This is a genomic window from Streptomyces javensis (assembly GCF_039525925.1).
Lineage (GTDB): Bacteria > Actinomycetota > Actinomycetes > Streptomycetales > Streptomycetaceae > Streptomyces > Streptomyces asiaticus.
In genome coordinates this window covers 84,437-109,645 of sequence record NZ_BAAAIF010000003.1, presented here as the reverse complement: position 1 = coordinate 109,645, position 25,209 = coordinate 84,437, and the positions used below count along the sequence as shown (strand labels likewise).

Annotated in this window: 23 protein-coding genes; 13 read left to right on the top strand and 10 right to left on the bottom strand. The window is 71.6% G+C overall.

The window, feature by feature from the left end; translation table 11 throughout:
• Positions 1-682 precede the first annotated feature (682 nt).
• Positions 683-1,129, top strand: coding sequence for a hypothetical protein (locus ABD329_RS04560; RefSeq protein ID WP_344315987.1), 447 nt, complete (start codon positions 683-685; stop codon positions 1,127-1,129).
• Positions 1,130-1,393: 264 nt separating this feature from the next.
• Here the strand turns inward: ABD329_RS04560 and gad are convergent, their stop codons facing one another.
• Together gad and leuE are read right to left on the bottom strand one after the other, a co-directional pair.
• Positions 1,394-2,806 carry a glutamate decarboxylase gene (gad, locus tag ABD329_RS04555; protein ID WP_198279394.1) on the bottom strand — a complete coding sequence of 471 codons (1,413 nt, stop codon included), beginning with the start codon at positions 2,804-2,806 and terminating at the stop codon, positions 1,394-1,396.
• A 130-nt stretch (positions 2,807-2,936) separates the two neighbouring features.
• Complete coding sequence (gene leuE, locus ABD329_RS04550; RefSeq protein ID WP_198279395.1) at positions 2,937-3,653, bottom strand: leucine efflux protein LeuE; 717 nt, start codon at positions 3,651-3,653, stop codon at positions 2,937-2,939.
• 124 nt (positions 3,654-3,777) lie between these two features.
• Here leuE and ABD329_RS04545 point away from each other — a divergent pair, with 124 nt between their 5' ends.
• From ABD329_RS04545 to ABD329_RS04535, 3 genes are all read left to right on the top strand, one after another.
• Positions 3,778-4,557, top strand: a complete 780-nt coding sequence (locus ABD329_RS04545; protein ID WP_198279396.1) for a MerR family transcriptional regulator — start codon at positions 3,778-3,780, stop codon at positions 4,555-4,557.
• A gap of 234 nt (positions 4,558-4,791) precedes the next feature.
• Positions 4,792-5,499, top strand: a complete 708-nt coding sequence (locus ABD329_RS04540; RefSeq protein WP_198279397.1) for a VTT domain-containing protein — start codon at positions 4,792-4,794, stop codon at positions 5,497-5,499.
• Between the two features lie 174 nt (positions 5,500-5,673).
• On the top strand, positions 5,674-7,359 hold the full coding sequence (locus ABD329_RS04535) for a threonine/serine exporter family protein (protein WP_198279400.1): 1,686 nt from the start codon (positions 5,674-5,676) through the stop codon (positions 7,357-7,359).
• A gap of 121 nt (positions 7,360-7,480) precedes the next feature.
• Here ABD329_RS04535 and ABD329_RS04530 read toward each other — a convergent pair whose 3' ends face one another.
• On the bottom strand, positions 7,481-7,972 hold the full coding sequence (locus tag ABD329_RS04530; protein ID WP_014061662.1) for an inorganic diphosphatase: 492 nt from the start codon (positions 7,970-7,972) through the stop codon (positions 7,481-7,483).
• Positions 7,973-8,058: 86 nt separating this feature from the next.
• Between ABD329_RS04530 and dacB the strand changes: the two genes are divergently transcribed.
• From dacB to folE, 6 genes are all read left to right on the top strand, one after another.
• Positions 8,059-9,687, top strand: coding sequence for a D-alanyl-D-alanine carboxypeptidase/D-alanyl-D-alanine endopeptidase (dacB, locus tag ABD329_RS04525; protein ID WP_344315985.1), 1,629 nt, complete (start codon positions 8,059-8,061; stop codon positions 9,685-9,687).
• Between the two features lie 95 nt (positions 9,688-9,782).
• Positions 9,783-10,922: a zinc-dependent metalloprotease gene (locus ABD329_RS04520; RefSeq protein ID WP_198279399.1), complete on the top strand. Its 1,140-nt coding sequence runs from the start codon at positions 9,783-9,785 to the stop codon at positions 10,920-10,922.
• 210 nt (positions 10,923-11,132) lie between these two features.
• Complete coding sequence (tilS, locus tag ABD329_RS04515; RefSeq protein ID WP_344315984.1) at positions 11,133-12,245, top strand: tRNA lysidine(34) synthetase TilS; 1,113 nt, start codon at positions 11,133-11,135, stop codon at positions 12,243-12,245.
• Between the two features lie 60 nt (positions 12,246-12,305).
• Positions 12,306-12,845 carry a hypoxanthine phosphoribosyltransferase gene (hpt, locus tag ABD329_RS04510; protein ID WP_198277996.1) on the top strand — a complete coding sequence of 180 codons (540 nt, stop codon included), beginning with the start codon at positions 12,306-12,308 and terminating at the stop codon, positions 12,843-12,845.
• A gap of 246 nt (positions 12,846-13,091) precedes the next feature.
• On the top strand, positions 13,092-15,134 hold the full coding sequence (gene ftsH / locus ABD329_RS04505; protein WP_198277986.1) for an ATP-dependent zinc metalloprotease FtsH: 2,043 nt from the start codon (positions 13,092-13,094) through the stop codon (positions 15,132-15,134).
• 127 nt (positions 15,135-15,261) lie between these two features.
• Complete coding sequence (gene folE / locus ABD329_RS04500; protein ID WP_137978541.1) at positions 15,262-15,867, top strand: GTP cyclohydrolase I FolE; 606 nt, start codon at positions 15,262-15,264, stop codon at positions 15,865-15,867.
• Between the two features lie 54 nt (positions 15,868-15,921).
• On the opposite strand, the gene ABD329_RS04495 is transcribed toward folE, so the two are convergent.
• From ABD329_RS04495 to ABD329_RS04470, 6 genes are all read right to left on the bottom strand, one after another.
• On the bottom strand, positions 15,922-16,419 hold the full coding sequence (locus tag ABD329_RS04495; RefSeq protein WP_198277987.1) for a DUF3180 domain-containing protein: 498 nt from the start codon (positions 16,417-16,419) through the stop codon (positions 15,922-15,924).
• A gap of 62 nt (positions 16,420-16,481) precedes the next feature.
• Complete coding sequence (folK, locus tag ABD329_RS04490; RefSeq protein WP_198277988.1) at positions 16,482-17,075, bottom strand: 2-amino-4-hydroxy-6-hydroxymethyldihydropteridine diphosphokinase; 594 nt, start codon at positions 17,073-17,075, stop codon at positions 16,482-16,484.
• Positions 17,072-17,431, bottom strand: a complete 360-nt coding sequence (gene folB / locus ABD329_RS04485) for a dihydroneopterin aldolase (protein WP_020870351.1) — start codon at positions 17,429-17,431, stop codon at positions 17,072-17,074. The genes folK and folB overlap by 4 nt, the downstream gene beginning before the upstream one ends.
• Positions 17,432-17,635: 204 nt before the next feature.
• On the bottom strand, positions 17,636-18,121 hold the full coding sequence (locus ABD329_RS04480; RefSeq protein ID WP_037964699.1) for a nuclear transport factor 2 family protein: 486 nt from the start codon (positions 18,119-18,121) through the stop codon (positions 17,636-17,638).
• Positions 18,118-18,996, bottom strand: coding sequence for a dihydropteroate synthase (gene folP, locus ABD329_RS04475; protein WP_198277989.1), 879 nt, complete (start codon positions 18,994-18,996; stop codon positions 18,118-18,120). Before folP ends, ABD329_RS04480 begins: the two co-directional genes overlap by 4 nt.
• Before the next feature lie 34 nt (positions 18,997-19,030).
• Complete coding sequence (locus tag ABD329_RS04470) at positions 19,031-20,863, bottom strand: phosphatidylglycerol lysyltransferase domain-containing protein (protein ID WP_198277990.1); 1,833 nt, start codon at positions 20,861-20,863, stop codon at positions 19,031-19,033.
• A gap of 166 nt (positions 20,864-21,029) precedes the next feature.
• On the opposite strand from ABD329_RS04470, the gene ABD329_RS04465 reads away from it, so the two are divergent.
• Positions 21,030-22,172 carry an alpha/beta hydrolase gene (locus ABD329_RS04465; RefSeq protein WP_198277991.1) on the top strand — a complete coding sequence of 381 codons (1,143 nt, stop codon included), beginning with the start codon at positions 21,030-21,032 and terminating at the stop codon, positions 22,170-22,172.
• 137 nt (positions 22,173-22,309) lie between these two features.
• On the opposite strand, the gene ABD329_RS04460 is transcribed toward ABD329_RS04465, so the two are convergent.
• Positions 22,310-23,467, bottom strand: a complete 1,158-nt coding sequence (locus ABD329_RS04460; protein WP_198277992.1) for a betaine/proline/choline family ABC transporter ATP-binding protein — start codon at positions 23,465-23,467, stop codon at positions 22,310-22,312.
• A 140-nt stretch (positions 23,468-23,607) separates the two neighbouring features.
• Here ABD329_RS04460 and ABD329_RS04455 point away from each other — a divergent pair, with 140 nt between their 5' ends.
• On the top strand, positions 23,608-24,291 hold the full coding sequence (locus tag ABD329_RS04455; protein ID WP_198277993.1) for an ABC transporter permease: 684 nt from the start codon (positions 23,608-23,610) through the stop codon (positions 24,289-24,291).
• The gene (locus ABD329_RS04450) at positions 24,291-25,028 is read left to right on the top strand and encodes an ABC transporter permease (protein WP_086883229.1); all 738 of its coding nucleotides are present in this window, start codon (positions 24,291-24,293) and stop codon (positions 25,026-25,028) included. Before ABD329_RS04455 ends, ABD329_RS04450 begins: the two co-directional genes overlap by 1 nt.
• Positions 25,029-25,209 lie beyond the last annotated feature (181 nt).

Genomic DNA, 25,209 nt, shown 5'->3' with positions numbered 1-25,209 from the left:
GCAGGCCGTATCGGCTGGGCAAGCCGGGTTGACCGGGTCGACCGGGGCCAGCGGGCCGACCGGGCACGCCATATCGGCTGAACAGACCGGAGAGCTCCGGCCGACTGGCCAGGCCGGGGCCACGGGGACGAGCGGCCAGACCGGGCAGGCCGGGGCGGCCGGGCAGGCCGTATCGGCTGGGCAAGCCGGGTTGACCGGGTCGACCGGGGCCAGCGGGCCGACCGGGCACGCCATATCGGCTGAACAGACCGGAGAGCTCGGGCCGACCGGCCAGACCGGGGCCACGGGGACGAGCGGCCAGACCGGGCAGGCCGGGGCGGCCGGGCAGGCCATATCGGCTGGGCAAGCCGGGTCGACCGGGGCGGCTGGGCAGGCGGGGTCGACCGGGGCCACCGGGCCGACCGGGCACGCCATATCCGCCGGGCAGACCGGAGAGATCCGGCAGACGGGGGCAGCCGGGCCGAGCGGGGCAGCCCGGCAGAATGGGGCCACCTGGGCAACCGGGCAGAACGGGGTCACCGGGGCCACCCGGGCAGCCGGACCGGTCTCGGCCTCCCCGCCGCCCATGCCGCCCGGCCCTCCCGAATCGTTCCGCCCCGCCGATCCCCTGCCGACGCCCCCATCGCTGCACCCGCCGCAGCCGACGCACGCCCCCGCGCCTCCGCCGCCCGGGTGGGCGCCCGTGGCCGATCCGCTCGCCTCGACGCACGCGGCGATATTCGAGGCGGCCAACGCGGGGCGGCACAGCGAGGCGGCCTCCATGGCGGCCGCCTGGGAGCAGGAGGCGCTCCGGACGGCCGGTCCCCGGTCCGACGAGGCGATCCACTGGCTGGAGGTCCGCGCCGATCTCTCCCGTATCGCCGGGGACCCGGCCCGCGCCTGCGAGCTGTGGCTCGCGGTGGCCGACGCGCGGCTGGGCAACGGGGAACCGGCCGAGCACCCCGAGGTCGAGGGGGCCGTGGACCGGGCCCACCACCAGTGGCAGTTCGTGGCGGACCGGGCCAGGGCCGGTGCCCTGGCCCCGCTGCTGATCGAGCTGCGGGGCCGGGTGCCCGGCCGCAGACCAGGGGCGCTGGAGGCGGTCCGGCGCCGCGCCGAACTGCTCCAGGCCCCGGCCCGCACGCGCTGATCGCCGTGGCCCTGGCCGGGATGTGCTGATCGCTGTTGCCCTGGCCGGGACGTGCTGATCGCCGTTGCCCTGGCCGGGACGTGCTGACCGCTGTCGCCCCGGACCGTACGCGCTGATCGCTGTTGCCCTGGCCGGGACGTGCTGATCGCCGTGGCCCTGGCCGGGACGTGCTGATCGCCGTGGCCCCGGCCGGGACGTGCTGATCGCCGTCGCCCCGGCCCGTACGCGCTGATCGCCGTCGCCCCAGGACCGGAGACACCGGACTCAGTGGTGGAACGCCTTGACGACCTTCCCCATCGGCGCGGGCTGGGACCGCAGGTCCGGCAGCAGTGACCCGAGGTCGCCCAGGAAGAGATCGGCCAGGTCCTCCGAGAAGCCGTTGCGGCACACCACCCGCAGTACGGACAGGTCCTCCCGGTTCGGCGGGAAGGTGTACGCGGGCACCAGCCAGCCGCGTTCGCGCAGCCGCCGGGAGATGTCGTAGACGTCGAAGTTGCGGATCCCCTCAGCCGTGGTGAACGCGAACACCGGGAGCTGATCGCCGCGGCTGAGCATGGTGAAGTCCCCGAACGCCTCGATCCGCTCGGCGAGCGAGCGCGCCACATCGCGGGTGTTCTGCTGGACGGCGCGGAAGCCCTCCCGGCCCAGGCGGACAAAGGTGTAGTACTGGGCGGCCACCTGGGCGCCGGGGCGGGAGAAGTTGAGCGAGAACGTCGGCATGTCGCCGCCCAGGTAGTCGACGCGGAAGACCAGCTCCTCGGGCAGCGCGTCCGACGTTCGCCACAGCGCCCACCCCACCCCGGGGTAGACCAGGCCGTACTTGTGCCCCGAGGCGTTGATGGAGGCGACCCGCGGCAACTGGAAGTCCCATACCAGGTCCGGGTCGAGGAACGGCGCGATCATCGCGCCCGAGGCGCCATCGACATGCACCGGGATGTCCAGTCCCGTGCGCTCCTGGAGGTCGTCCAGCGCCCGGCACACCTCGGCGACGGGTTCATAGGAGCCGTCGAAGGTGGAGCCGAGGATCGCGACGACCCCGATGGTGTTCTCGTCGCACAGCTCGGCGGCGCCCTGGGGGTCGAGGTGGAACCGGTTGCCCTCCATGGGCACCTGTCGCGCCTCCACCTCCCAGAAGTTGCAGAACTTCTCCCAGCACACCTGGACATTGGTCCCCATGATCAGGTTGGGGCGGGCGGTCGCCGGATAGCTCACCGGGTTCCGCTTGGCCCAGCGCCGCTTGAAGGCCATTCCGGCCAGCATGCACGCCTCGCTCGACCCCGTGGTGGAGCAGCCCACGACCGTGTCCGGGTCGGGGGCGTGCCACAGATGGGCGAGCATCGCCACGCACCGCCGCTCCAGCTCGGCGGTGCGTGGGTACTCATCCTTGTCGATCATGTTCTTGTCGCGGCAGTCGGACATCAGCTTGCCCGCCTGCGGCTCCATCCACGTGGTGACGAAGGTGGCGAGATTCTGGCGGGCGTTGCCGTCCAGCATCAGCTCGTCATGGACGAACTGATACGCGGTCGTGGGCGCCATCGGCCCGTCCGGGAGGCGGCGGCGCGGGGGTTTGCCGGTCATGCCGCTGACCGGATTGGCCTCGCCGTAGATCGGATTGATGGAGAACTCGGGGCGTTCTTCCCCGTCGTGTCGACCGCGAGTGCCTTCATGAAGAGCCATCTTCGTTAAATTAGAGGCATATCAGGCATAAGTCCTGATCCCGCGCCGTGCCCCCGCGTCCCGCCCCTCGCTATCCCGCGCTATCCCGCGCTATCCCGCGCTATCCCGCGCTATCCCGCGCTATCCCTCGCTACCCCGCGCTGCTGAGCGACAGCTTCGCCGCGAAGCCGAGGAACGCCGTGCCCGCGGCCGCCGAGAGCCCCGCCCGCAGCCGCCGGCGCCGCCGGAAGGTGGCCGCCAGATACGTACCGCTGAAGATCAGCACCGTCAGATAGGTGATGCTGAACAGCTGCGCCCAGGCGCCCAGCGCCACGAAGGACAGCGCGGGATGGGCGTAGTCCGGATCCACGAACTGCACGAAGAAGGAGATGAAGAAGAGGATCGCCTTCGGGTTCAGCAGGCTGATGACCAGCGCCCTGCGGTACGGGCGCTCGCCCTCCGCGGACTCCTTGGCCGCGTCCGCGGACCCCATGGCCGCATCCGCGGCCCCGTCCGCGCCCGGCGCCTCCGCCGCGCTCCGGGCCGCCTCCGCGGTCCCCGGACGGCGGCGCCACAGGGCCCGCGCCCCGCGCAGCATGCCCACCGCCAGCCAGGTCAGATAGCCCGCGCCCGCGAACTTGACCACCGCGAACAGCACCGGGCTCGCATGCAGCAGCGAGGCCACCCCGCCCGCCGACAGCGCCATCAGCACGGTGTCGCCGCACAGCACCCCGGCCGCCGCCCGATAGCCGGTCCGGGCGCCGCAGCGGGCCGCGACCGACACCACATACAGCGAATTGGGGCCCGGCAGCAGGATGATCAGCGCCAGACCGGCCAGATACGTCGAAAGATCGGTTATCCCCAGCACGAGCGGCAGGATGACAGCGGTCCGCCGCGCCGCCCAGCCGGTTTCGCCATCCGGACTTGCACCTCACGCCACGTGAGGGAGCACCGTGGAACCCGTACCGAACGGAAAGAGAGCGGATTCGGCCATGAGCTATTCCGTGGGACAGGTGGCGGGCTTCGCCGGCGTCACGGTGCGCACGCTGCACCACTACGACGAGATCGGACTGCTGCGCCCCGGCGCCCGCAGCGCGGCCGGGCACCGGCGTTACGACGACGCCGACCTCGACCGGCTCCAGCGGATCCTGTTCTACCGGGAGCTCGGCTTTCCGCTCGAAGAGGTGGCGGTGCTGCTCGACGACCCGGACATCGATCCGCAGGCCCACCTGCGGCGCCAGCACCAGCTGCTGTCCGACCGGATCGAGCGGCTGCGGAAGATGGCCGCCGCCGTCGAACAAGCCATGGAGGCGCGGAAGATGGGCATCAATCTGACCCCCGAGGAGAAGTTCGAGGTCTTCGGGGACTTCGACCCGGACGAGCACCACGAGGAGGTCGAGCAGCGCTGGGGGAACACCGAGGCGTACAAGGAGTCCCAGCGCAGGGCCGCCTCGTACACCAAGGAGGACTGGAAGCGGATCCAGGAGGAGGCGGACGATCTCAGCAACCGCTTCGTCGCGCTGATGGGCGCGGGCACCCCGCCGACGTCCGAGGCGGCGATGGACCTCGCCGAGGAGCACCGGCAGGGGATCGGCCGGAACCACTACGAGTGCGGCTATGAGATGCACGCCTGTCTGGGCCGGATGTACGTCTCGGACCACCGCTTCACGGAGAACATCGACAAGGCCGGCCCGGGGCTGGCCGTCTACCTCCGGGACGCGATCCTCGCCAACGCGGAGCGGCACGGCCAGGAGGCGTCCGACGGATCGTGACGCCCGCGGCGGGACGCATCGATACGCGGCTCCGCCGCGTGGCCCGCCGGGTACTCCGTCAGGGCGTCCCCGGGGGTGGCGGTCGAGGGCGGGCCTCCTTCGCGGTGGGAACCAAGGGCACGCACACGGCGTTGATAGCTTTGGGCGGCACACTGCGAAGAACTTCAGTCCGCCCCGAACCTGCGGCCGGGCCTCGCACGAGCCTGCTTCCCTCGACCCAGGAGCCTGTCACCCGTGACCACTCTCGCGCTCGGCCCTCAGTGGCTGGACCCGGACTATCTGATCGAGACCTTCGGTCTACTCGGCGTCCTGGCCATCGTTTTCGCGGAGTCCGGCCTGCTCATCGGCTTCTTCCTGCCGGGCGACTCGCTGCTGTTCACCACCGGCCTGCTGGTGACCACCGATGTGATCAAGCAGGATCTGTGGCTGGTGTGCGTGGCCGTGGCGGTCGCCGCGATCCTCGGTGACCAGGCCGGATATCTCTTCGGCCGCAAGGTGGGGCCGTCGCTGTTCCGGCGCCCCGACTCCAAGCTCTTCAAACAGGAGAACGTGGAGAAGGCGCATGAGTTCTTCGAGAAGCACGGGCCGAAATCGCTGATCCTCGCCCGCTTCGTGCCCATCGTGCGGACGTTCACGCCGATCATCGCGGGCGTCAGCCGGATGAACTACCGCTCGTTCATCATCTTCAACGTCATCGGCGGTGTGCTGTGGGGCACCGGCGTCACGCTGCTCGGCTCGGCGCTCGGAAAGGTCGACTTCGTGCATCAGCACATCGAGCTGATGCTGATCGCGATCGTGCTGCTGTCGATCATCCCGATCGTGATCGAGTTCCTCCGGGCGCGCGGCAAGGCGAAGAAGGAGGCCGCCGCGCAGCCGGAGCCGCAGGGCCCGGCCCCGGGTTCCCCCTCCCAGGGGCCGCGCGGGCGCCACGCCAAGCGCTGAGCGGGCCTTTCACCAGGCTTCACATCCGTCACACACCGCCCCCACCTGCCACTCGGCGGTCACCGCCCCGCACAATGGGCTCCGGTGGCCGCCGATGTTGCATCCTTGGCCGCTGGGAAACATACGGGGAGGGCTGGTGAGGAGCGAGGAGACGTGAGGTCGGACCGTCAGCAGATGCCGCGTGCCGTGAGCGCGGCGGAGACGGACACGGGGGAGCAGCAGAAGCCGCTGTCCGACGAGGCGCACAGCGCCTTCACCCCGCCCCTGGGCGTACCCCTGCCGCCGCCGCCCGAGGACGAGCACCCGACATCGGAGTTCGCCGTCCCGGACGGGCTGACGGCGGAAGCCCCCGCCGAGCCCGAGGGCTCGGCCTTCGTGCCGCCGGCCGGGGTGAAGACCCCCTCGAACAACCAGACCACCGGCGGCTTCCCCGTCATCACCCCGCCGAACGGCATCCCCGTCGTCCGGCTGACCAAGGACGCCCCCTGGCAGGACCGGATGCGCACGATGCTGCGCATGCCGATCAGCGAGCGCCCGACGCCCGAGCGCGTCGAGCGGCAGGACGATACCGGCCCGGCCGTGCCGCGTGTGCTCGACCTCACTCTCCGCATCGCCGAGCTGCTGCTCGCGGGCGGTGAGGGGGCCGAGGACGTCGAGGCGGCGATGCTCGGCGTGGCGCACGCGTACGGGCTCGACCGCTGCGAGCCGACCGTCACCTTCACCCTGCTGTCGGTCAGCTACCAGCCCTCGCTGGTCGACGACCCGGTCACCGCCAGCCGGACCGTACGGCGCCGGGGCACCGACTACACGCGGCTGTCCGCGGTCTTCCGGCTCGTGGACGACATCACCTCGCGGGACGACTTCACGCTGGAGGAGGCGTACCGGCGGCTCGCCGAGATACGCCGTAACCGCCACCCCTACCCCGGCTGGGCGCTCACCGTGGCCGGTGGCGGGCTGGCCGGCGCGGCGAGCATGCTGGTCGGCGGTGACTGGCCGGTCTTCTTCGCGGCGGCCCTCGGCGCGATGCTCGGCGACCGGCTGGCGTGGCTGGCCTCGGGGCGCGGGCTTCCGGAGTTCTACCAGTTCGTGGCCGCCGCGATGCCGCCCGCCGCGATCGGGGTACTGCTCAGCCTCGCCAACTCCGGGCTCCAGGCGTCCGCCGTGATCACCGGTGGGCTGTTCGCGCTGATCCCGGGGCGAGCCCTGGTCGCGGGCGTCCAGGACGGGTTGACCGGCTATTACATCACCGCGGCGGCGCGCCTGCTGGAGGTCGGCTATCTGATCGTCGGCATCGTCTGCGGGGTGCTCACGGTGCTCTACGGGGGCCTCCAGCTCGACGCCAAGCTCAACCCGGAGGCGGCGCTGCGCCATGTGGAGCGGCCGTACATCCAGATCCTGGCGGCGATGCTGCTCGCGCTGACCTTCTGCATCCTGCTCCAGCAGGAACGTCACACCGTGCTGTTCGCCACGCTCAACGGCGGGGTCGCCTGGGTGGTCTACGGCGCGCTGGCCGACACCGCCAATGTCCCGCCGGTGGCCGCCACGACCGTGGCCGCCGGGCTGGTCGGCCTCTTCGGCCAGCTGCTCTCGCGGTACAGATACGCCTCGGCGCTGCCGTACGTCACGGCCGCGATAGGGCCCCTGCTGCCCGGTAGCGCGACCTACTTCGGGCTGCTCGCGCTGGCCCAGGGCAATCTGGACCGCGGCATTCCGCACCTCACCCAGGCGGCGGCACTGGCCCTGGCGATCGCCATAGGGGTGAACCTGGGAGGCGAGGCCGCGCGCCTCTTCCTGAAGATGCCCGGCGCGGACACCGACCCCTCCGGCCGCCGCGCCGCCAAGCGCACCCGGGGCTTCTGACCGGGCCCCGGGGCTGTCGCTCCGGGGCCGGAGACCGCCGCCGCCCGGCCCCGGAAACGCCGGGAGGGCGGGGCACCCGCGTGGTGCCCCGCCCTCCCGGCGTACATCTATCGCTCAGGACTCAGTGGCCGCCGGCGGCCTCGAGACGCTTGATGGATGCCTCCACCTCGGCCTCGGCCTCGGCGCGGCCCACCCAGTTGGCCCCCTCGACCGACTTCCCCGGCTCCAGGTCCTTGTAGACCTCGAAGAAGTGCTGGATTTCCAGGCGGTCGAACTCTGAAACGTGGTGAATATCACGCAGGTGCTCCACCCGGGGGTCGGAGGCCGGTACGCAAAGCAGCTTGTCATCGCCGCCCGCCTCGTCGGTCATCCTGAACATGCCGATGGCGCGGCACTTGATCAAGCAGCCGGGGAACGTCGGCTCGTCGAGAATGACCAGTGCGTCCAGCGGATCACCGTCCTCGCCGAGGGTGTTCTCGACGAAGCCGTAGTCCGCGGGGTAGCTGGTCGACGTGAAGAGTCGCCGGTCAAGGCGGATGCGACCCGTCTCGTGGTCCACCTCGTACTTGTTCCGCGAACCCTTCGGGATCTCGATGGTGACGTCGAACTCCACGGGTGGCTCCTCCATGATCAACACATACGTCTGGTGATTAAGTGTCCCCCACGCAGGTGTGTGGTGGCGAAAGGGGCTGGTCGGTCGTGCCTGAAGCCCGATCGTGGCAGGTCAGGGAGTGGCTGAGCCACCGGCTGAGCCGTGGGCGACGCGAGTTGGACCGGATGCGCGGGCGTGGGCTGCGCGGGTTTGACCGGATGCGCGGGCGTGGGCTGCGCGAGTGGAACCGCGTGCGCGCCCGTGTCCGGCGCGAATGGCGTAGCGCGCCCCCGGAACAGCGGCGGACGTGGCAGCTGGTGGCGGTCTCCGCCGCGACCGGCCTGGTCGTCGCCGTGGTGTCGGTGCTGGTGGCCGGGCCCTGGGACGGCGGCCAGCGGACGGCCGAACGCGCCCGCGCCGCCGAGGACGGTGTCCCGGGCGAGCGGCACGGCGCCCCGGGGCGCCCCGCGCCCAGCGCCGCGCCCGTCCTGGCGGCGCTCGGCACGCGGTCCGCGCCCCGGTCGTCGGACAGCGGCGGCGACGCCGTGCCGCCACCCACCGGGGCGGGGCTCGCCGACACGCTCGAACCGCTGCTGAAGGACCCCGCGTTGGGCGGTGAGCGCTCGGTGGCGGTGATGGACGTGACCACCGGTCAGCAGGTGTTCGGCGCCAAGGCGGGCACGGCCATCGTCCCCGCCTCGACGATCAAGCTCGCGACCGGTGCCGCGGCCCTCTCCGCACTCGGCCCGGACCACCGCATCAGGACCAGCGTCGTGGCCGGCGCGGGCAAGCACGACATCGTGCTCGTCGGCGGCGGCGACCCCACGCTCACCGCGCGGGCCGTCAAGGGGGACGACCACCCCGCCGCACTCCGCCAGTTGGCCGATGACACCGCCCGCGCCCTGAAGAAGCGCGGTGCGGGCCCCTACCGGCTCGGCTATGACACCTCGCTCTACTCCGGGCCGAAGCTCCACCCCATCGGCCCCAACGAGAACCTCTCGCCCGTCGTCCCCCTGATGGCCGATGAGGGCCGTAAGGACGACAGCGACCACGGCACGGCCCCGCGTGCCGGGGACCCGGCCGCCGACGCGGCCGGCGCCTTCGCCGAGATGCTGCGCGACCGCGGCGTCGAGGTGAAGGACGAGCCTCGGGCGGGCAAGGCCGCCAAGGGCGCCCGTACGGTGGCCTCCGTCCGCTCCCAGCCGCTGTCCTCGCTCGTCGAGCGGATGCTGACCACCAGCGACAACGACATCGCCGAGGCCCTGTCCCGGCAGACCGCCATCGCCGCGGGCGAGCCCGCCAGCTTCGAGGGCGGGGCGAAGGCCGTGACCCAGCGGCTGCGCAAGCTCGGGCTGCCGCTGGGCGGTGCCCGGATCGCGGACGGCAGCGGGCTCGACCGCGCCGACCACGTCTCCGCCGGGCTGCTCGCCCAGGTGCTGGTGCGCGCCGCCGACCGCGACCACCCCGAACTGCGGTCGCTGCTCACCGGGCTGCCGGTGGCCGGATTCACCGGCACCCTGCGCACCCGCTACGCCCAGGACGCGGTGGGCCGGGGCGTGGTCCGGGCCAAGACCGGCACCCTCACCGGGGTCAACAGCCTCGCGGGCTCGGTCGTGGACGCGGACGGCCGGCTGCTGGTCTTCGCGTATCTGACCAACGGCACCACCGACGCCACCGGCGCCCAGCGCGCCCTGGACCGGATGGCCTCGGCCCTCGCCAACTGCGGCTGCCGCTGAGAGCCTGTGTCATACCCCCGGCCGGACGCGGGGCGGCCGCCTGTGCGGCCCCCGGTGTCCTCCCGGATGGGGCGCGGGCCACGTACCGTGAAGCCATGACGAGCATCGGTGGTGTGGAGATGGTCGACTGGAACCTCGCGGTCGCGACCGCGACCCGGCTGGTGCGCCCCGGGCCCGAGGTGAGCCGCGAGGAGGCGCGCGCGGTCGTCGCGGAGCTGCGACGGCACGCCAAGTCCTCGGAGGAGCACGTCCGCGCCTTCACCCGGATGGCCGTCTCCGGCGGCCCGGCCTCCGACACCCCCGTCCTCGTCGTGGACCGCGCGGGCTGGATCAGGGCGAACGTGGCGGGCTTCCGGCAGATCCTCAAACCACTGCTCGGCAAGATGCAGGACCGGCGCGGCGGGCTCCCCGGCGGGGCGGTGCTGGGCGCGGTCGGCGGCAAGGTGACCGGCGTCGAGCTGGGGATGCTGCTGTCCTTCCTGGCCTCCCGGGTGCTCGGCCAGTACGAGACCTTCGCGCCCTCGACCCGCGAGCTGCCCGGCTCCCCGGGCGGCGGCCGGCTGCTGCTGGTGGCGCCCAACATCGTCCATGTGGAGCGCGAACTCGACGTGGCCCCGCACGACTTCCGGCTGTGGGTCGCGCTGCACGAGGAGACCCACCGCACCCAGTTCACCGCCGTGCCCTGGCTGCGCGACCACATCGAGTCCGAGATCCAGGCGTTCCTCGGCGAGACCGACGTGGACCCGGCCACCCTGCTGGAGCGGGTCCGCGAGGCCGTCCAGTCGCTGAGCGGCGGCCGTCCCGCCGACGAGGGGGACGAGCCGGACGGGCACGGCGCGCCCAGCATCATCGAGCTCGTCCAGACCCCGGCCCAGCGGGAGATCCTGGCCCGGCTGACCGCGGTGATGTCGCTGCTGGAGGGGCACGCCGACTACGTCATGGACGGGGTGGGGCCGGAGGTCGTGCCGTCCGTCGCGGAGATCCGGGAGAAGTTCCAGAAGCGCCGGGCGAGCGGCGCGGGCCGGCTCGACCAGGCGCTGCGCAAGCTGCTGGGGCTCGACGCCAAGCTGCGGCAGTACCGTGACGGGGAGCGGTTCGTGCGGGCCGTGGTGAACCAGGTGGGCATGGACGGCTTCAACCGGGTCTGGACCTCGCCCAACACCCTTCCGACCAAGGCGGAGATCAGCAAACCCGCCGAGTGGGTCGCACGGGTGCACCGCAAGGCGGAGTCCTAGAACCGGCACACCCCCGGCACACGCGAAAACGGACGAACGCCCCCTTTAATCACTCGTCCGAGGGACCGTTGGCGACGGGTAGGCGTGCGATGCTCGGGGAACAGCTCGCTTCTGTCACCATCGACATACGCAGCGTGACGAAAGCCTCGTACCGCTCGTACTCCTCGTACCCCCCGAGGCACCCCCTCGAATGACAGATGGGAAACGGACATGGGTCCCCATCCAGCGGTCGCCGCGATACGCCTCGCGGTCCGCCGCGTCCTCCACGACATCCTCGTCGCCCATTCGGCCGCGCCCTCGGCCGCCTCGTCGCCCCCCGCTCCGCCCTCCCCCTCCCCGGCGCCCGCCGCCCCCGGCCCCCGCGGCTCCGCCCCGCGGGACGACGCACCGCTCGTGCTCGCCGCCTGCTCGGGCGGCGCCGACTCCATGGCACTCGCCTCCGCCCTCGCCTTCGAGGCCCCGCGGGCCGGGCTGCGGGCCGGCGGGGTCACCGTCGACCACGGCCTCCAGCAGGGCTCCGAGGTCCGCGCCGCCGAGGTCACCGACCGGATGCGGGCCCTGGGCCTGGCGCCGGTCGAGGCGATCGCCGTGTCCGTCGGCCGCGGCGGCGGCCCCGAGGCCGCCGCCCGGGACGCCCGCTACGCCGCGCTGGACGCCGCCGTCGAGCGCCACGGCGCCGCCGCCGTCCTGCTCGGCCACACCCGTGACGACCAGGCCGAGACGGTTCTGCTGGGCCTCGCCCGCGGCTCCGGCACCCGCTCGTTGTCCGGTATGGCCTGGGTCTCCGGCGCCGGCGGCCGCTACCGCCGCCCCTTCCTCCAGCTGGACCGGCACACCGTCCGCGAGGCGTGCCTGGCCCAGTCGCTGCCCGTCTGGGACGACCCGCACAACGTGGACCCCTCCTACACCCGCTCCCGGGTCCGCCACGAGGCCCTGCCCATCCTGGAGAAGGCGCTCGGCAAGGGCGTCGTCGAGGCGCTCGCCCGCACCGCCCAGCTCTCCCGTGACGACGCCGACGCCCTCGACGCCTGGGCCGCCCGCGCCGAGGCCGATGTGATGACCACCGCACCGGCGGCGGCCGGTGGCGCGCAGGCCGTGCACCTCGACACCGTCGGCCTGCACGGACTGCCCACCGCCGTCCGCCGCCGGGTGCTGCGCCGGGCCGCCATCGCCGCGGGCGCGCCCGCCGGTTCGCTCTTCGCCCGCCACATCGAAGAGGTGGACCGGCTGATCACCGGTTGGCGGGGGCAGCGGGCCATCAACCTCCCCGGCCGCGTCGAGGTCCGCCGGGAGGGTGGCAGACTGGTCATCCGGCAGGGCTGATCCGCCCGAGCCAGTTGAGCCGGTAGTCGAACGAGAGTGGCGCGGGTGGACGACAAGGACATGGGCACCGACCTCAAGTCGGTCCTCATCACCGAGGAAGAGATCAACGCGAAGCTGGCCGAGCTGGCCGCCGCCATCGATGAGGAGTACGCGGACAAGGATCTGCTGATCGTCGGCGTGCTCAAGGGCGCGGTCATGGTGATGGCGGATCTGGCGCGTGCCCTCTCCACGCCCGTCACCATGGACTGGATGGCCGTGTCGTCCTACGGCGCGGGCACCCAGTCCTCCGGCGTGGTGCGTATCCTGAAGGACTTGGACACCGACATCAAGGGCAAACACGTCCTGATCGTCGAGGACATCATCGACTCCGGACTGACGCTGTCGTGGCTGCTGTCGAACCTGGGCTCGCGCGAGCCGGCCTCGCTGAACGTCTGCACCCTGCTGCGCAAGCCGGAGGCGGCCAAGGTCGCCATCGATGTGAAGTGGGTCGGCTTCGACATCCCCAGTGAGTTCGTCGTCGGCTACGGCCTGGACTACGCCGAGAAGTACCGGAACCTTCGGTTCGTCGGCACCCTGGCCCCTCACGTCTACGGCGGCTGACGGGCGCCGCCGCCCCTCCTGGGAACCTGGCGGGGTTTTCCGCCGTTGGAGCAGGGGAAGGCGGTTTTGTTAACAGTCCACGGCGGCGTCGGGTGACAATGCTGGGGTACCGTCCGAAGGTCAGTCTTTTTCGAGACTGAGGATTACACAGCTCATACACCGCAATACACCGCACGCACGAGCGCCCCTCCAGGGCTGCCGTGCCTCACTGTGGCAGGAGGGACGGGGCGGCTTCGCCCCGTATGGATGGACGTGAAGCGCTACTTCCGTGGGCCGGTCATGTGGATCGTGCTGGCCGTCCTCGCCGTGGTCGTGTTGATGCAGGTCGTCGGCTCGTCCGGCGGCTACAAGTCGGTGGACACCAGTCAGGTCGTCAAGGCGATCAACCAGAACCAGGTCCAGTCCGCCGAACTGACGACCGGCGACGAGCACAAGGTAAAGATCAAGCTCAAGGACAACGTCGCCAAGATCTCGGGCAGCGACAAGCTCCAGGCCACCTACATCGGTGACCAGGGCGTCGATCTTGCCAAGACTCTTCAGGCCAACGCCCAGAAGCAGGGCGGGATCCCCGACGGGTACAACGTCTCGACGTCGAAGCAGAACCCGTTCGTCGGGATTCTGCTCTCGCTGCTCCCGTTCGTGCTGATCGTCGTGGTCTTCCTGTTCCTGATGAACCAGATGCAGGGCGGCGGCTCCCGGGTGATGAACTTCGGGAAGTCCAAGGCCAAGCTCATCACCAAGGACACCCCGAAGACGACCTTCACCGATGTGGCGGGGGCCGACGAGGCGGTCGAGGAGCTCCAGGAGATCAAGGAGTTCCTCCAGGAGCCGGCGAAGTTCCAGGCCGTGGGCGCCAAGATCCCCAAGGGTGTGCTGCTCTACGGCCCGCCCGGTACGGGTAAGACGCTGCTCGCGCGTGCCGTCGCGGGCGAGGCGGGTGTCCCCTTCTACTCGATCTCCGGCTCCGACTTCGTCGAGATGTTCGTGGGTGTGGGTGCCTCCCGGGTCCGCGACCTGTTCGAGCAGGCCAAGGCCAACGCCCCGGCCATCGTCTTCGTCGACGAGATCGACGCCGTCGGCCGGCACCGCGGCGCGGGCATGGGCGGCGGCCATGACGAGCGCGAGCAGACGCTGAACCAGCTGCTCGTCGAGATGGACGGCTTCGATGTGAAGGGCGGGGTCATCCTGATCGCCGCCACCAACCGGCCCGACATCCTCGACCCGGCGCTGCTGCGCCCGGGCCGCTTCGACCGGCAGATCGCCGTCGACCGCCCGGACATGCAGGGCCGGCTGGAGATCCTCAAGGTCCACCAGAAGGGCAAGCCGGTCGCCCCGGACGTCGACCTGTCGGCCGTCGCCCGTCGCACCCCCGGCTTCACCGGTGCCGATCTGTCGAACGTGCTGAACGAGGCCGCCCTGCTGACGGCCCGCAGCGACAAGAAGCTGATCGACAACCACTTCCTGGACGAGGCGATCGACCGAGTCGTGGCCGGTCCGCAGAAGCGGACCCGGATCATGAGCGACAAGGAGAAGAAGATCACCGCGTACCACGAGGGCGGTCACGCCCTGGTCGCGGCGGCGTCTCCGAACAGCGATCCGGTGCACAAGGTCACGATCCTCTCCAGAGGCCGGGCCCTGGGCTACACCATGGTCCTGCCCGACGAGGACAAGTACTCGACCACGCGCAACGAGATGCTGGACCAGCTCGCCTACATGATGGGCGGCCGGGCCGCGGAGGAGCTCGTCTTCCACGACCCGACCACGGGCGCGTCCAACGACATCGAGAAGGCCACCACCACGGCCCGCGCGATGGTCACGCAGTACGGCATGACCGAGCGGCTCGGCGCGATCAAGTTCGGCTCCGACAACTCCGAGCCGTTCCTCGGCCGTGAGATGGCTCACCAGCGCGACTACTCCGAAGAGGTCGCCGCGCTGGTGGACGAGGAGGTCAAGAAGCTCATCGAGGCCGCGCACAACGAGGCGTGGGAGATCCTCGTCGAGAACCGGGACGTCCTGGACAACCTGGTACTGGCGCTGCTGGAGAAGGAGACGCTGAACAAGGAGGAGATCGCCGAGATCTTCGCCCCGGTCGTCAAGCGCCCGGCCCGCCCGGCGTGGACCGGCTCCTCGCGGCGTACGCCCTCCACCCGTCCGCCGGTGCTCTCCCCCAAGGAGCTGGCCCCGGCCAACGGCGCCCAGCCCACCTCGGCGGCCTCGCTGACCAAGAGCACCGCCCCGGAGGACAGCGCCGAGCGACCCGAGGGATCGGGCTCCGGCTCGGAGAACTGATCCCCCTCACCGGGGGCGGTCTCCGCTCCCGGTGGCCCCGGAATGAATGCCGCGTCCATCAGGTTCTAGCCTGGTGGACGCGGCATTTTCGCGTTCGTGTGCGTGTATGTGAGGAACGAGGCAGTCCATGACCGACCCGGTGACGCTGGACGGCGAGAGCCCCATTGGCGTGTTCGACGAGAAGCGCGCCGAGAACGCGATCCGCGAGTTGCTGATCGCCGTTGGCGAGGACCCCGACCGGGAGGGGCTGCGCGAGACGCCGGGCCGGGTGGCCCGTGCGTACAAGGAGATCTTCGCGGGGCTGCGCCAGGTGCCCGAGGACGTCCTGACCACCACCTTCGACCTGGGCCACGACGAGATGGTGCTGGTCAAGGACATCGAGGTGATGTCCTCCTGCGAGCACCACCTGGTGCCGTTCGTGGGCGTGGCCCATGTGGGCTATATCCCGTCCCACGACGGCAAGATCACCGGGCTGTCCAAGCTGGCCCGGCTGGTCGATGTCTACGCCCGCCGCCCCCAGGTCCAGGAGCGGCTGACCACTCAGATCGCCGACTCCCTGATGCGGATACTGGAACCGCGCGGGGTGATCGTGGTGGTCGAGTGCGAGCACATGTGCATGACCATGCGCGGGGTGCGCAAGCCCGGCGCCAAGACCCTCACCTCGGCCGTCCGCGGCCAGCTGCGCGACCCGGCCACCCGGGCGGAGGCGATGAGCCTCATCATGGCCCGCTGAGCGGCTCTCCGGGCTCCCCACACACCTGGCGGGCCCCTGGGGCCCGGGTGCCCCTCAGGCGCGGGCCGCCGCGCTCGGGCCGTTCCCGTCGTTGTCGTCGTCCTCCGGGAGCTTGAGCACCCGCTCCAGGAAGAACGCGGCCGCCACCACACCCGCGCCCGCCAGGACCGAGCCCCCGGCGTAGAGCGCCTGATCGCGGCGGGCGGGCACATCGAGCTGCTCCATGGCCAGGAAGAGGCCCACCCCGCCGTACATCCCCGCGATCAGCGCCGCCACCAGCGCGCTGGCCTGCCCGAAGACCACCGCACGGGCGGCCACCATCGGGTCCACGCCCTTGGCGTCGGGCTGCCGCTCCCGCTGGGCGCGCAGCCGGGCCCGCAGCGACAGCGCGGTGGCGGCCAGCACGACCGCGATCAGGGCCAGCACGATCGGCGCGGCCACCGGGACGCTCGGCAGCGACCCGAAGGTGTCCCACAGCCGGGCGCCCGCCCACGACACCACACCGGCCACGGCGAACAGCCCGACCAGCACCCCGATCCGAAGTTGCTTCACCGAGCGGTCGCCCCTCAATCCAGTACGTGCCAGCGTCTCCCGGAACCTATCCGGATCAACGTCTACTCGGGCAGTCGCAGTTCCAGATCGACGCGGCCCCGGACCCCGTCCTGGCCCACCGCCGCCAGCAGCCCCGCGACCGTCCCGCGCCCGGGCACCTCGGCCTGCGGATCCACGTCGTTCCACGGCACCAGGACGAAGGCGCGCTCATGGGCGCGCGGATGCGGCAGGGTCAGCTGCGGGTCGTCGGAGACCACGTCCTGGTACGCCACGATGTCCACATCGATGGTGCGCGGGCCCCAGCGCTCGTCCCGCACCCGCTCGAACGCCTCCTCGATCGCATGGCCGCGCTCCAGCAGCGAGGACGGCGGCAGCGTCGTCTTGATCAGCACCACCGCGTTGAAGTACGTGGCCTGGGTGCCCGGCTCCACGCCCCACGGATCGGTCTCGTACACCGGCGACACGGCCTTGACCCGCAGGCCCGGGGTGTCCTCCAGCGCGTCGATCGCGCCCTGGAGGGTCTCCAGGCGGTTGCCCAGGTTGCTGCCGAGCGAGATCACCGCCCATTTGGGGTTGCTCAATGTCACATCGGCGGCGTCCACCTGCTCCACCACGGAGGTGGGAACGGGCTGCACGGTCGGGTCGCTGCTGCTCATACTCGGCTCCGGGTGATGGTGATGGTCACGTCGTCAAAGGGCACGGTGATCGGGGCCTGCGGCTTGTGCACCACGACCTCGACCTCCCGCACCACGTCGTGCTCGAGGCACCGGTCCGCGATCCGTTCGGCTAGCGTCTCGATCAGATCGACCGGCTCACCCCGGACCACGTCCACGACCTCCTCCGCCACCACGCCGTAGTGGACGGTCCTGCCGAGGTCGTCGTCGGCCGCGGCGGGCCGAGTGTCCAGGCCGAGCACGAGGTCCACGACGAAGTCCTGGCCCTCCTCGCGCTCATGGGGCAGCACACCGTGGTGCCCGCGGGCCCTCAGGCCGCGCAGCGCGACACGATCCACCTGAACCACTCCTGCTGGTCGTCGGTACGCGGGTACGTCCCATCCGGAACGCACCACCCGTCCCCTGCCGTATGCGGGGGTACCTGCCTCGAATCTACCTGCGAGCTCCGGCGGCACCCGCCCATGGGGTGGGCGGCGCCGGCTGCCGACGCTCCGCGCCACAGCCTCCTACCCCCACCTGGCGGGGCGCGAACTCCGGTGGGCTCAGCCCGGCAGCAGTCCGTCGTCGGCGGGGCCTTCGGGGCCGCCCGGCTCCTCGTCGTCGCTCTCCGCGAGCACCGGGGAGCCGTGGTGCGCCCAGACCTTCCAGCCGTCCTCCGTCCGGCGGAACACGTTCGTGGCCACGACCAGCTGGCCCACCAGCGGGCCGAGCTGGCCCTCCTCCTCCGCCGGGGCGCCGCTGAGGATGTTCTCGGTGCAGGTCACCATGGCGGTGTCGGCCATCACCGACACCTCGACATCCGTCAGGAAGAACTGGATGTAGTCCGTGTTGGCCATGATCAGCGCGTAGGAGCGGAGCACTTCGCCCCGGCCGCGCAGCACCGGCCAGCCCGGGTGGACACAGGACACCTCGGTGTCGGGGGAGTCCAGCCAGAGCCGCTGGAGCGTGGCGTGGTCGCCCTGCTCCATGGCGTCGTACAGCGCGGTGTTGACCAGCGCCACACGCTCGTTGTCCGTAAGGGAAGTCACAGCGCTCCCGCCGTGGTCTCGGCCGCTTCGATGGCCCGCGCCACGCGCACCGCGTCCGCGCTGGCCCGTACCTCGTGTACCCGGACGGCCCAGGCGCCCTCGCGCGCCGCGAGCGCGGTGACCGCCGCCGTGGCGGCGTCCCGCTCCCGGGCGGGCGGCGGGCTGCCCCCGTCACCGGCCAGGACGCGTCCCAGGAACCGCTTGCGGGAGGCCGCCACCAGCAGCGGCCGGCCCAGCTCCCGCAGCGCGGACAGATGGGCCACCAGCGCCAGGTCGTGCTCGGCGTCCTTGGCGAAGCCCAGGCCCGGGTCGACCACGATCCGCTCCGGGTCGATACCGCCCGTGACCGCCCCCTCCAGGGCGGTGCGCAGCTCGCCGACGACCTCGCCGACCACGTCCGCGTACACCGCCCGGTTGTTCATGTCGATCGACTGGCCGCGCCAGTGCATCACCACGAACGGCACCCCCGCCGCGGCGACCATGGGCACCATCGCGGGGTCGGCGCCGCCGCCGCTGACGTCGTTGACCAGCCGGGCCCCGGCTTCCACGGCCCGTTCGGCCACCGTGGCCCGCATGGTGTCCACGCTGATCACGGCCCCGGTCGCGGCCAGCTCCCGGACCACCGGGATCACCCGGCGCAGCTCCTCGGCCTCGTCGACGCGCGCCGCGCCGGGCCGGGTCGACTCGCCGCCGATGTCCACCAGGTCGGCCCCGGCGGCGACCAGATCGAGACCGTGCTTGACGGCCAGATCGGTGTCGAACCACTGTCCGCCGTCGGAGAAGGAGTCGGGCGTGACGTTCACCACGCCCATCACCGCGCACCGGTCCCACTCCGGCAGTCCGGCCACCCGGCCCCGCCCATGCAACGTGCTCATGTGCCCAGCCTAGGTGCAGGGGCCGCGTTCTGGATCAGGCCGCCTGCTGGAGCTCCCGGCCCTCGGCCAGGTGCCGATGGGCGCAGGGCCGGGGCTCGGGGCGGCGGCCGCGGCGCAGCAGCCGGGGCAGGGCGAGCGAGACGAACCCCTCGGCCTGCATCGCGGCCAGGCCGATCCGGGGCAGGTCGCGGGTGTTGCGGAAGACCACGAAGCGCGGCTCCCAGCGCGGCTGGAACTTCGCGTTGAACTTGTACAGCGACTCGATCTGGAACCAGCGGGAGAGGAACACCAGCAGCGCCCGCCAGCCGCGCAGCACCGGGCCCGCGCCCAGCTTCTCGCCGCGCGCCAGCGCCGAGCGGAACATCGCGAAGTTCAGCGACACCCGCTCCACGCCCAGCTCGGGGGCGGCCCGCAGCGCGGCCACGATCAGCAGCTCGTTCATGCCCGGGTCGGCGCTGCGGTCGCGCCGCATCAGCTCCAGCGACATCCCGTCCCGGCCCCACGGCACGAAGTGCAGTACGGCCTTGAGATCCCCGTACGGGCCCTCCTGCGCGCCCTCCTCGGCGGCCTTGTGGGCGGTGGCGATGACCGCGTCCCCGTCCGCCGGGTCACCGATCCGGCCCAGCGCCATCGAGAAGCCGCGCTCGGTGTCGGTGCCCCGCCAGTCGGCGGCGGCGCGCCGGATGGCCTCCAGCTCCTCGGGGCTCAGCTCACCGGCGCGCCGCACCCGGGTCTGGTACCCGGCCCGCTCGATCCGCTTGACCATCTGGCGCACATTGCGCATGGCGCGCCCGGAGAGGGTGAAGTCCGCCACATCGACGATGGCCTCGTCGCCGAGCTCCAGCGCGTCCAGGCCGGTCTCGCGGGTCCACACCTCGCCGCCGGTCTCGCTGCACCCCATCACCGCCGGGGTCCAGGAGTGGGCCCGGGCCTCCTCCATGAAGCGGGCGATCGCACCGGGCCACGCCTCCACGTCGCCGACCGGGTCGCCGCTGGCCAGCATCACCCCGGAGACCACCCGGTAGCAGACCGCGGCCTTGCCGGTGGGGGAGAAGACCACGGCCTTGTCGCGGCGGAGCGCGAAGTGGCCGAGCGAGTCGCGGCGTCCGTGGGTGTCGAGCAGGCCCCGCAGCCGCTCCTCGTCCTCGGCGGTGAGGCGGGCGGCGGGGTGCTCGGGGCGGAAGGCGAGATAGGCGGTGGTGGCCACGGTCAGCAGGCCCAGCGCGCCGAGGGAGTAGCCGACGGTGTAGTCCGCGCCGTGGCGGTAGTCGACCGGCCCCTCGAAGCCGAACAGGCCCCACAGGACGTGCTCCAGCTGCTCGCCGAGCGACGGGCTTCCTTCGATGGCGTCCGGATGGGACCGGACGATGAGCAGCCCCACGGTGACGCTGACCGCTCCCATGATCACGAAGTTGGCCAGCGCCATCCAGCGGCTGCGGGGGTCCGGCAGCGCCGCGAACTCGGCGCGGTAGCGGATCAGCACCCCCATCAGCACGAGGGAGAGGACCATGCCGATGACCGAGTGCCGGTAGAGCAGCTGTGCGGCGGCGCCGACCGGCAGCAGCCCCACGGCCGCGACCCACGCCCGCCGCTTACGCCGTTTGAGGCCGTGGGCCAGCATCAGCAGCAGCAGACCGACCACGATCGAGGCGGCGGCCGCCAGGGAGCTCACGGCGCCCGGCAGCAGCTCGGCCAGCGCGTGCACCCTGCTGTGCCGCAGCCGGGGGAAGACGATGTCCATCAGCCCGATCAGCGTGCACGCGGTGCCGACGGCGGTGGGCACCGCCTCCGGCCTGGGACCGCGTGGCAGGCGCCGTATCCGGGTGGGAACCTTCCCGGAAGTTTCGGCATCTTGACTGTCAGACATCTGTATTCCCGTCGCTTCGGTCAAGAGGATCTTCGGTTCTGTTGCGCGGCATCCGCACGATTTGTGCCCAGTAAGACGGCGTTTGAAGGAGCGGGGTTCACTCCCGGCGCGGCCGGGAGGTTCCCCCGGCGGCACGGGGGGCCGGCCGCCCGGCAGAAAGATAGTGATGGGTCTCACGAGCAACAACATCGTGATCGCGGCAGCCGTCGCGGCGTTGCTGCTGTTCGCGGCCACGATATGGCTGTGGCCCCGGCTGGCCGGGCGCGGCGTGGCTCCCGTGCTCGGCCGGTTCGGCATGCTACTGGGCACGCAGCTGTCCGTGTTCCTGGCGTTCGGACTGTTCGCCAATCAGTCCTTCGGATTCTACGGATCCTGGTCCGACCTCTTCGGTACGCAGGACGAGCCGGGTGTCGTGGTGGACCACGACACCCCGGGCACCCGGGTGCGGGTCACCGAGACCCGCCACCTGGCCATGGACGGCGGCTCCTCGCCCAGGATCGCCGGACGTGTCGAGAAGGTGAAGATCCAGGGGCCGGTCTCCGGGATCGCCAGTCCGGCGTACATCTATCTGCCGCCGGAGTACTTCCGGCCCGAGTACGCCCGGCGGACCTTCCCCGCCGCGCTGGTGCTGACCGGGTATCCGGGCACCACCGAGGCGCTCATCAATGGCCTGAAGTATCCACAGCACTCGCACAAGCTGGTCAAAGCGGGGAGGATGCAGCCCCTCGTCCTGGTGATGATGCGGCCGACGGTCGCGCCGCCGCGCGACACCGAGTGCGTGGACGTGCCGGACGGGCCCCGGGCCGAGACGTTCTTCACCAAGGATCTGCCCAAGGCGGTGGCCGACCACTACCGGGTGGGCAAGCGGGCCCGTAACTGGGGTGTCATCGGAAATTCCACCGGCGGCTACTGCGCCCTGAAGATGGCGATGCGCCACCCCGACGCCTTCTCGGCGGCGGCCGGGCTCTCTCCCTCGTACCAGGCCCCGATCGACTCGACCACGGGCGATCTCTTCGGCGGCAGCGAGCGGCTGGAGCGGGAGAACGACCTGATGTGGCGGCTGGACCACAAGCCGGCGCCGCCGGTCTCGCTGCTGGTGTCCAGCAGCCAGCACGGTGAGCGGAACTACAAGGACACCGTGCGCTTCGTGAACAAGGTCAAGCGGCTCAACCGGCGCGGGGAGCCGACCCGGATCTCGTCGATCATCCTGAACACCGGCGGCCACAACTTCAACACCTGGAAGCGGGAGGTCCCCGCGTCCCTGGAGTGGCTGGGAGGCCGCCTAAGCGCTCCGCTGGAAGCGCCCTGAGTGCCCTGAGCTACCGTCGATCGTCTGCGGCGCCGCCGTGGCTGCTCGCGCCCGCGCGGCGAAGCCGCACATCGATACAGCCCCGCGTCCCTTCAGGGCGCCTCAGGTGCGGCCCCGGTCAATGGGGGCGAGGCCCCCTACGCGTCGGCGACGGTCTGGAGCTGGACGTCGCCGCGGGCGATGCCGCCCGCGTCGGCGTCGATCGAGCGGCGCAGGGCCTCGTGGAGCCGGGCCGGGGTGAGGACGCCGAGGAAGCGGTCCTCGTCCAGCACCGCGATCCAGCCCGCGTCGTGCTGGAGCATCGTGCTGAACGCCTGCTTGAGCGGCGCCCCCACCGGCAGCCACGCCTCCATCCGGCGCGCGTGATCCCGTACGGTGCCCCGCGCGCCGTCGGCCGCCTCCGCCGGGATCCAGCCGTGCAGCCGCTCCGCGTCGTCCAGGACCACGGCCCAGCGCGCCCCGTCCGCGGCCAGCTTGGCGGCCGCCTTGGGGAGCGGGTCGTCCAGGTGGACCACGGGCGGCTGGGTGAGGTCGCCGGGCTCGATGGGGGTGACCGACAGCCGCTTCAGCCCGCGGTCCGCGCCGACGAAGTCGGCCACATACGGGGTGGCGGGCGCGCCCAGCACCGTGGCCGGGGTGTCGAACTGCTCGATCCGCCCCGAGCCGTAGACCGCGATGCGGTCCCCGAGCCGGACCGCCTCCTCGATGTCATGGGTGACGAAGAGCACGGTCTTCCGCACCTGTGACTGAAGTCGCAGGAATTCGGTCTGGAGATGCTCGCGTACGACCGGGTCGACCGCGCCGAACGGCTCGTCCATCAGCAGCACCGGCGGATCCGCGGCCAGGGCGCGGGCCACGCCGACGCGCTGCCGCTGACCGCCGGAGAGCTGGTCGGGGTAGCGGTCGCCGTAGACGGACGGGTCGAGGCCGACCAGGTCCAGCAGCTCGGCGGCGCGCTCCCGCCCCTTCTTCCGCTGCCAGCCCAGCAGATGCGGCACGGTCGAGGTGTTCTCCAGCACGGTCTTGTGCGGGAAGAGCCCGACCTGCTGGATGACATAGCCGATACGGCGGCGCAGGGCGACCGGATCCGCCTCGGCGATGTCCTCGCCGTCCACCAGGATCCGCCCCGATGTCGGCTCGATGAGCCGGTTCACCATCTTCATCGTCGTCGTCTTGCCGCAGCCCGAGGGGCCGACGAGGGTGACCAGCTCGCCCTCCGACACCTCGAAGGAGAGGTCGTCCACGGCCGTCGTGCCATCGGCGTAGCGCTTGGTGACATGCTCGAAACGGATCATGGCTCCCCATTGTTGCCGCATTCGTGGCAGACATTGTTGCTGTTGTGTGGCGATCGGACGAGATTGTCATCTCCCGGGGTTAGGGTCACCTGGAATTGTGATGAGCAACCGGCCCGCGACCCGACGGGGGAGGTGAGCGTATGGCCGACGGAAACTGTCTGATCAGTAACGAGTGGATATGCGGTGAGTATGTACGCACACGCGGTCAAGAGCTGACGGACGCGACGCTCGAGCACGTAGGGATCACGCTCGCCTCGGTGGCGATCGGCCTTCTGGTCGCCTTTCCGCTGGCGCTGCTGGCCCGCCGCTGGCGGTCGGTGGCGGGCCCCGTGCTGGGGCTGACCACGATCCTCTACACGGTGCCGTCGCTGGCGATGTTCTCGCTGCTGCTGCCCGTGTTCGGAGTGTCGGCCGCGGTGGTGGTCACCGGCCTGGTGCTCTATTCGCTCACGATCCTGGTGCGCAACATCATGGCCGGTCTCGCCTCGGTGCCCGAGGAGGCGCGGGAGGCGGCCCGGGGCATGGGGTACGGCCCGCTGCGGCTGCTCTTCGGCGTGGAGCTGCCGCTCGCGCTGCCCGCGCTGATGGCCGGGCTGCGGATCACCACCGTCTCCACGGTCTCGCTCACCACGGTGGGCGCGATCATCGGATACGGCGGCCTCGGCAACCTCATCTACGAGGGCATGCGCAGCTTCTTCAAGGCCGAGGTGCTCACCGCCTCGGTGCTGTGCGTGGCGCTGGCGGTGGTGGCGGATCTGCTGCTGCTCGGCCTCCAGCGGCTGCTGACGCCGTGGGCACGCAAGAGTCGGAAGGGCACCACCTGATGGACGTCGTCGCCAAGGCGTGGACCTGGCTGGCCACCGGCTCGCACTGGGCGGGCCCCGACGGGGTGTGGCACCGGCTGGGCCAGCATCTGTTCCTGACCTTCGTCTGCCTGGCGATCTCCTGCGCGGTGGCGCTGCCGATCGCCGTGGCCCTCGGCCACATCGGCAAGGGCGGCGCGCTCGCGGTGAACATCTCCAACGCGGGGCGCGCCGTGCCCACCTTCGCCGTACTGGTGCTGTTGCTGCTCAGCCCGCTGGGGACGCACGGCCAGTGGCCCACGATCATCGCGCTGGTGCTGTTCGCCATCCCGCCGCTGCTCACCAACGCCTATGTGGGGGTGCACGAGGCGGACCGGGAGGTCGTGGAGGCGGCCCGCGGCATGGGGATGACCGGCGGGCAGCTGATCCGCCGGGTCGAGCTGCCGCTGGCGTTCCCGCTGATCATGACGGGCGTACGGACGGCCGCGGTGCAGGTCGTGGCCACCGCGACACTGGCCGCGCTGCCGGGCGGCGGCGGTCTCGGCCGGATCATCACGGCGGGCTTCCGGCTCACCGACACCCCGCAGGTGGTGGCCGGCGCGGTGCTGGTCGCGGCCCTCGCGCTGGTGGTCGAGGGCGTCTTCGTACTGCTGGGCCTGGTGCTGGACCCGATGCGGCGCAGGACGGGGCGGCGGTCGACCGCGGCCCGGCGCCCGCCCGCCGACCAGGCGCCGGCCTCACCGGCGCTCACGACGTAGAACCCGCGGGCCGGGCCCTCCCGCGACCGGGCGCGAAGGCGTGCGGGCACCCAGGGCGGACGGCGCGGGGAGCGCGGACAGCGCGGATGACGCATAGATCGCGGACGACGCGGAAAGCGCGGATGACGCGGAAAGCGCGGAAGGCGCGGATGACGCGGAATGCGCCGACAACGCGGCCACA

Bases quoted from the DNA above. Each gene is read 5' to 3' on its own strand.
- gad (WP_198279394.1), bottom strand. From the start codon at position 2,806: ATGGCTCTTCATGAAGGCACTCGCGGTCGACACGACGGGGAAGAACGC.
- ABD329_RS04545 (WP_198279396.1), top strand. From the start codon at position 3,778: ATGAGCTATTCCGTGGGACAGGTGGCGGGCTTCGCCGGCGTCACGGTG.
- ABD329_RS04535 (WP_198279400.1), top strand. From the start codon at position 5,674: ATGCCGCGTGCCGTGAGCGCGGCGGAGACGGACACGGGGGAGCAGCAG.
- ABD329_RS04520 (WP_198279399.1), top strand. From the start codon at position 9,783: ATGACGAGCATCGGTGGTGTGGAGATGGTCGACTGGAACCTCGCGGTC.
- tilS (WP_344315984.1), top strand. From the start codon at position 11,133: ATGGGTCCCCATCCAGCGGTCGCCGCGATACGCCTCGCGGTCCGCCGC.
- hpt (WP_198277996.1), top strand. From the start codon at position 12,306: ATGGGCACCGACCTCAAGTCGGTCCTCATCACCGAGGAAGAGATCAAC.
- ftsH (WP_198277986.1), top strand. From the start codon at position 13,092: ATGGACGTGAAGCGCTACTTCCGTGGGCCGGTCATGTGGATCGTGCTG.
- folE (WP_137978541.1), top strand. From the start codon at position 15,262: ATGACCGACCCGGTGACGCTGGACGGCGAGAGCCCCATTGGCGTGTTC.
- folK (WP_198277988.1), bottom strand. From the start codon at position 17,075: ATGAGCAGCAGCGACCCGACCGTGCAGCCCGTTCCCACCTCCGTGGTG.
- folP (WP_198277989.1), bottom strand. From the start codon at position 18,996: ATGAGCACGTTGCATGGGCGGGGCCGGGTGGCCGGACTGCCGGAGTGG.
- ABD329_RS04470 (WP_198277990.1), bottom strand. From the start codon at position 20,863: ATGTCTGACAGTCAAGATGCCGAAACTTCCGGGAAGGTTCCCACCCGG.
- ABD329_RS04465 (WP_198277991.1), top strand. From the start codon at position 21,030: ATGGGTCTCACGAGCAACAACATCGTGATCGCGGCAGCCGTCGCGGCG.
- ABD329_RS04460 (WP_198277992.1), bottom strand. From the start codon at position 23,467: ATGATCCGTTTCGAGCATGTCACCAAGCGCTACGCCGATGGCACGACG.
- ABD329_RS04455 (WP_198277993.1), top strand. From the start codon at position 23,608: ATGGCCGACGGAAACTGTCTGATCAGTAACGAGTGGATATGCGGTGAG.
- ABD329_RS04450 (WP_086883229.1), top strand. From the start codon at position 24,291: ATGGACGTCGTCGCCAAGGCGTGGACCTGGCTGGCCACCGGCTCGCAC.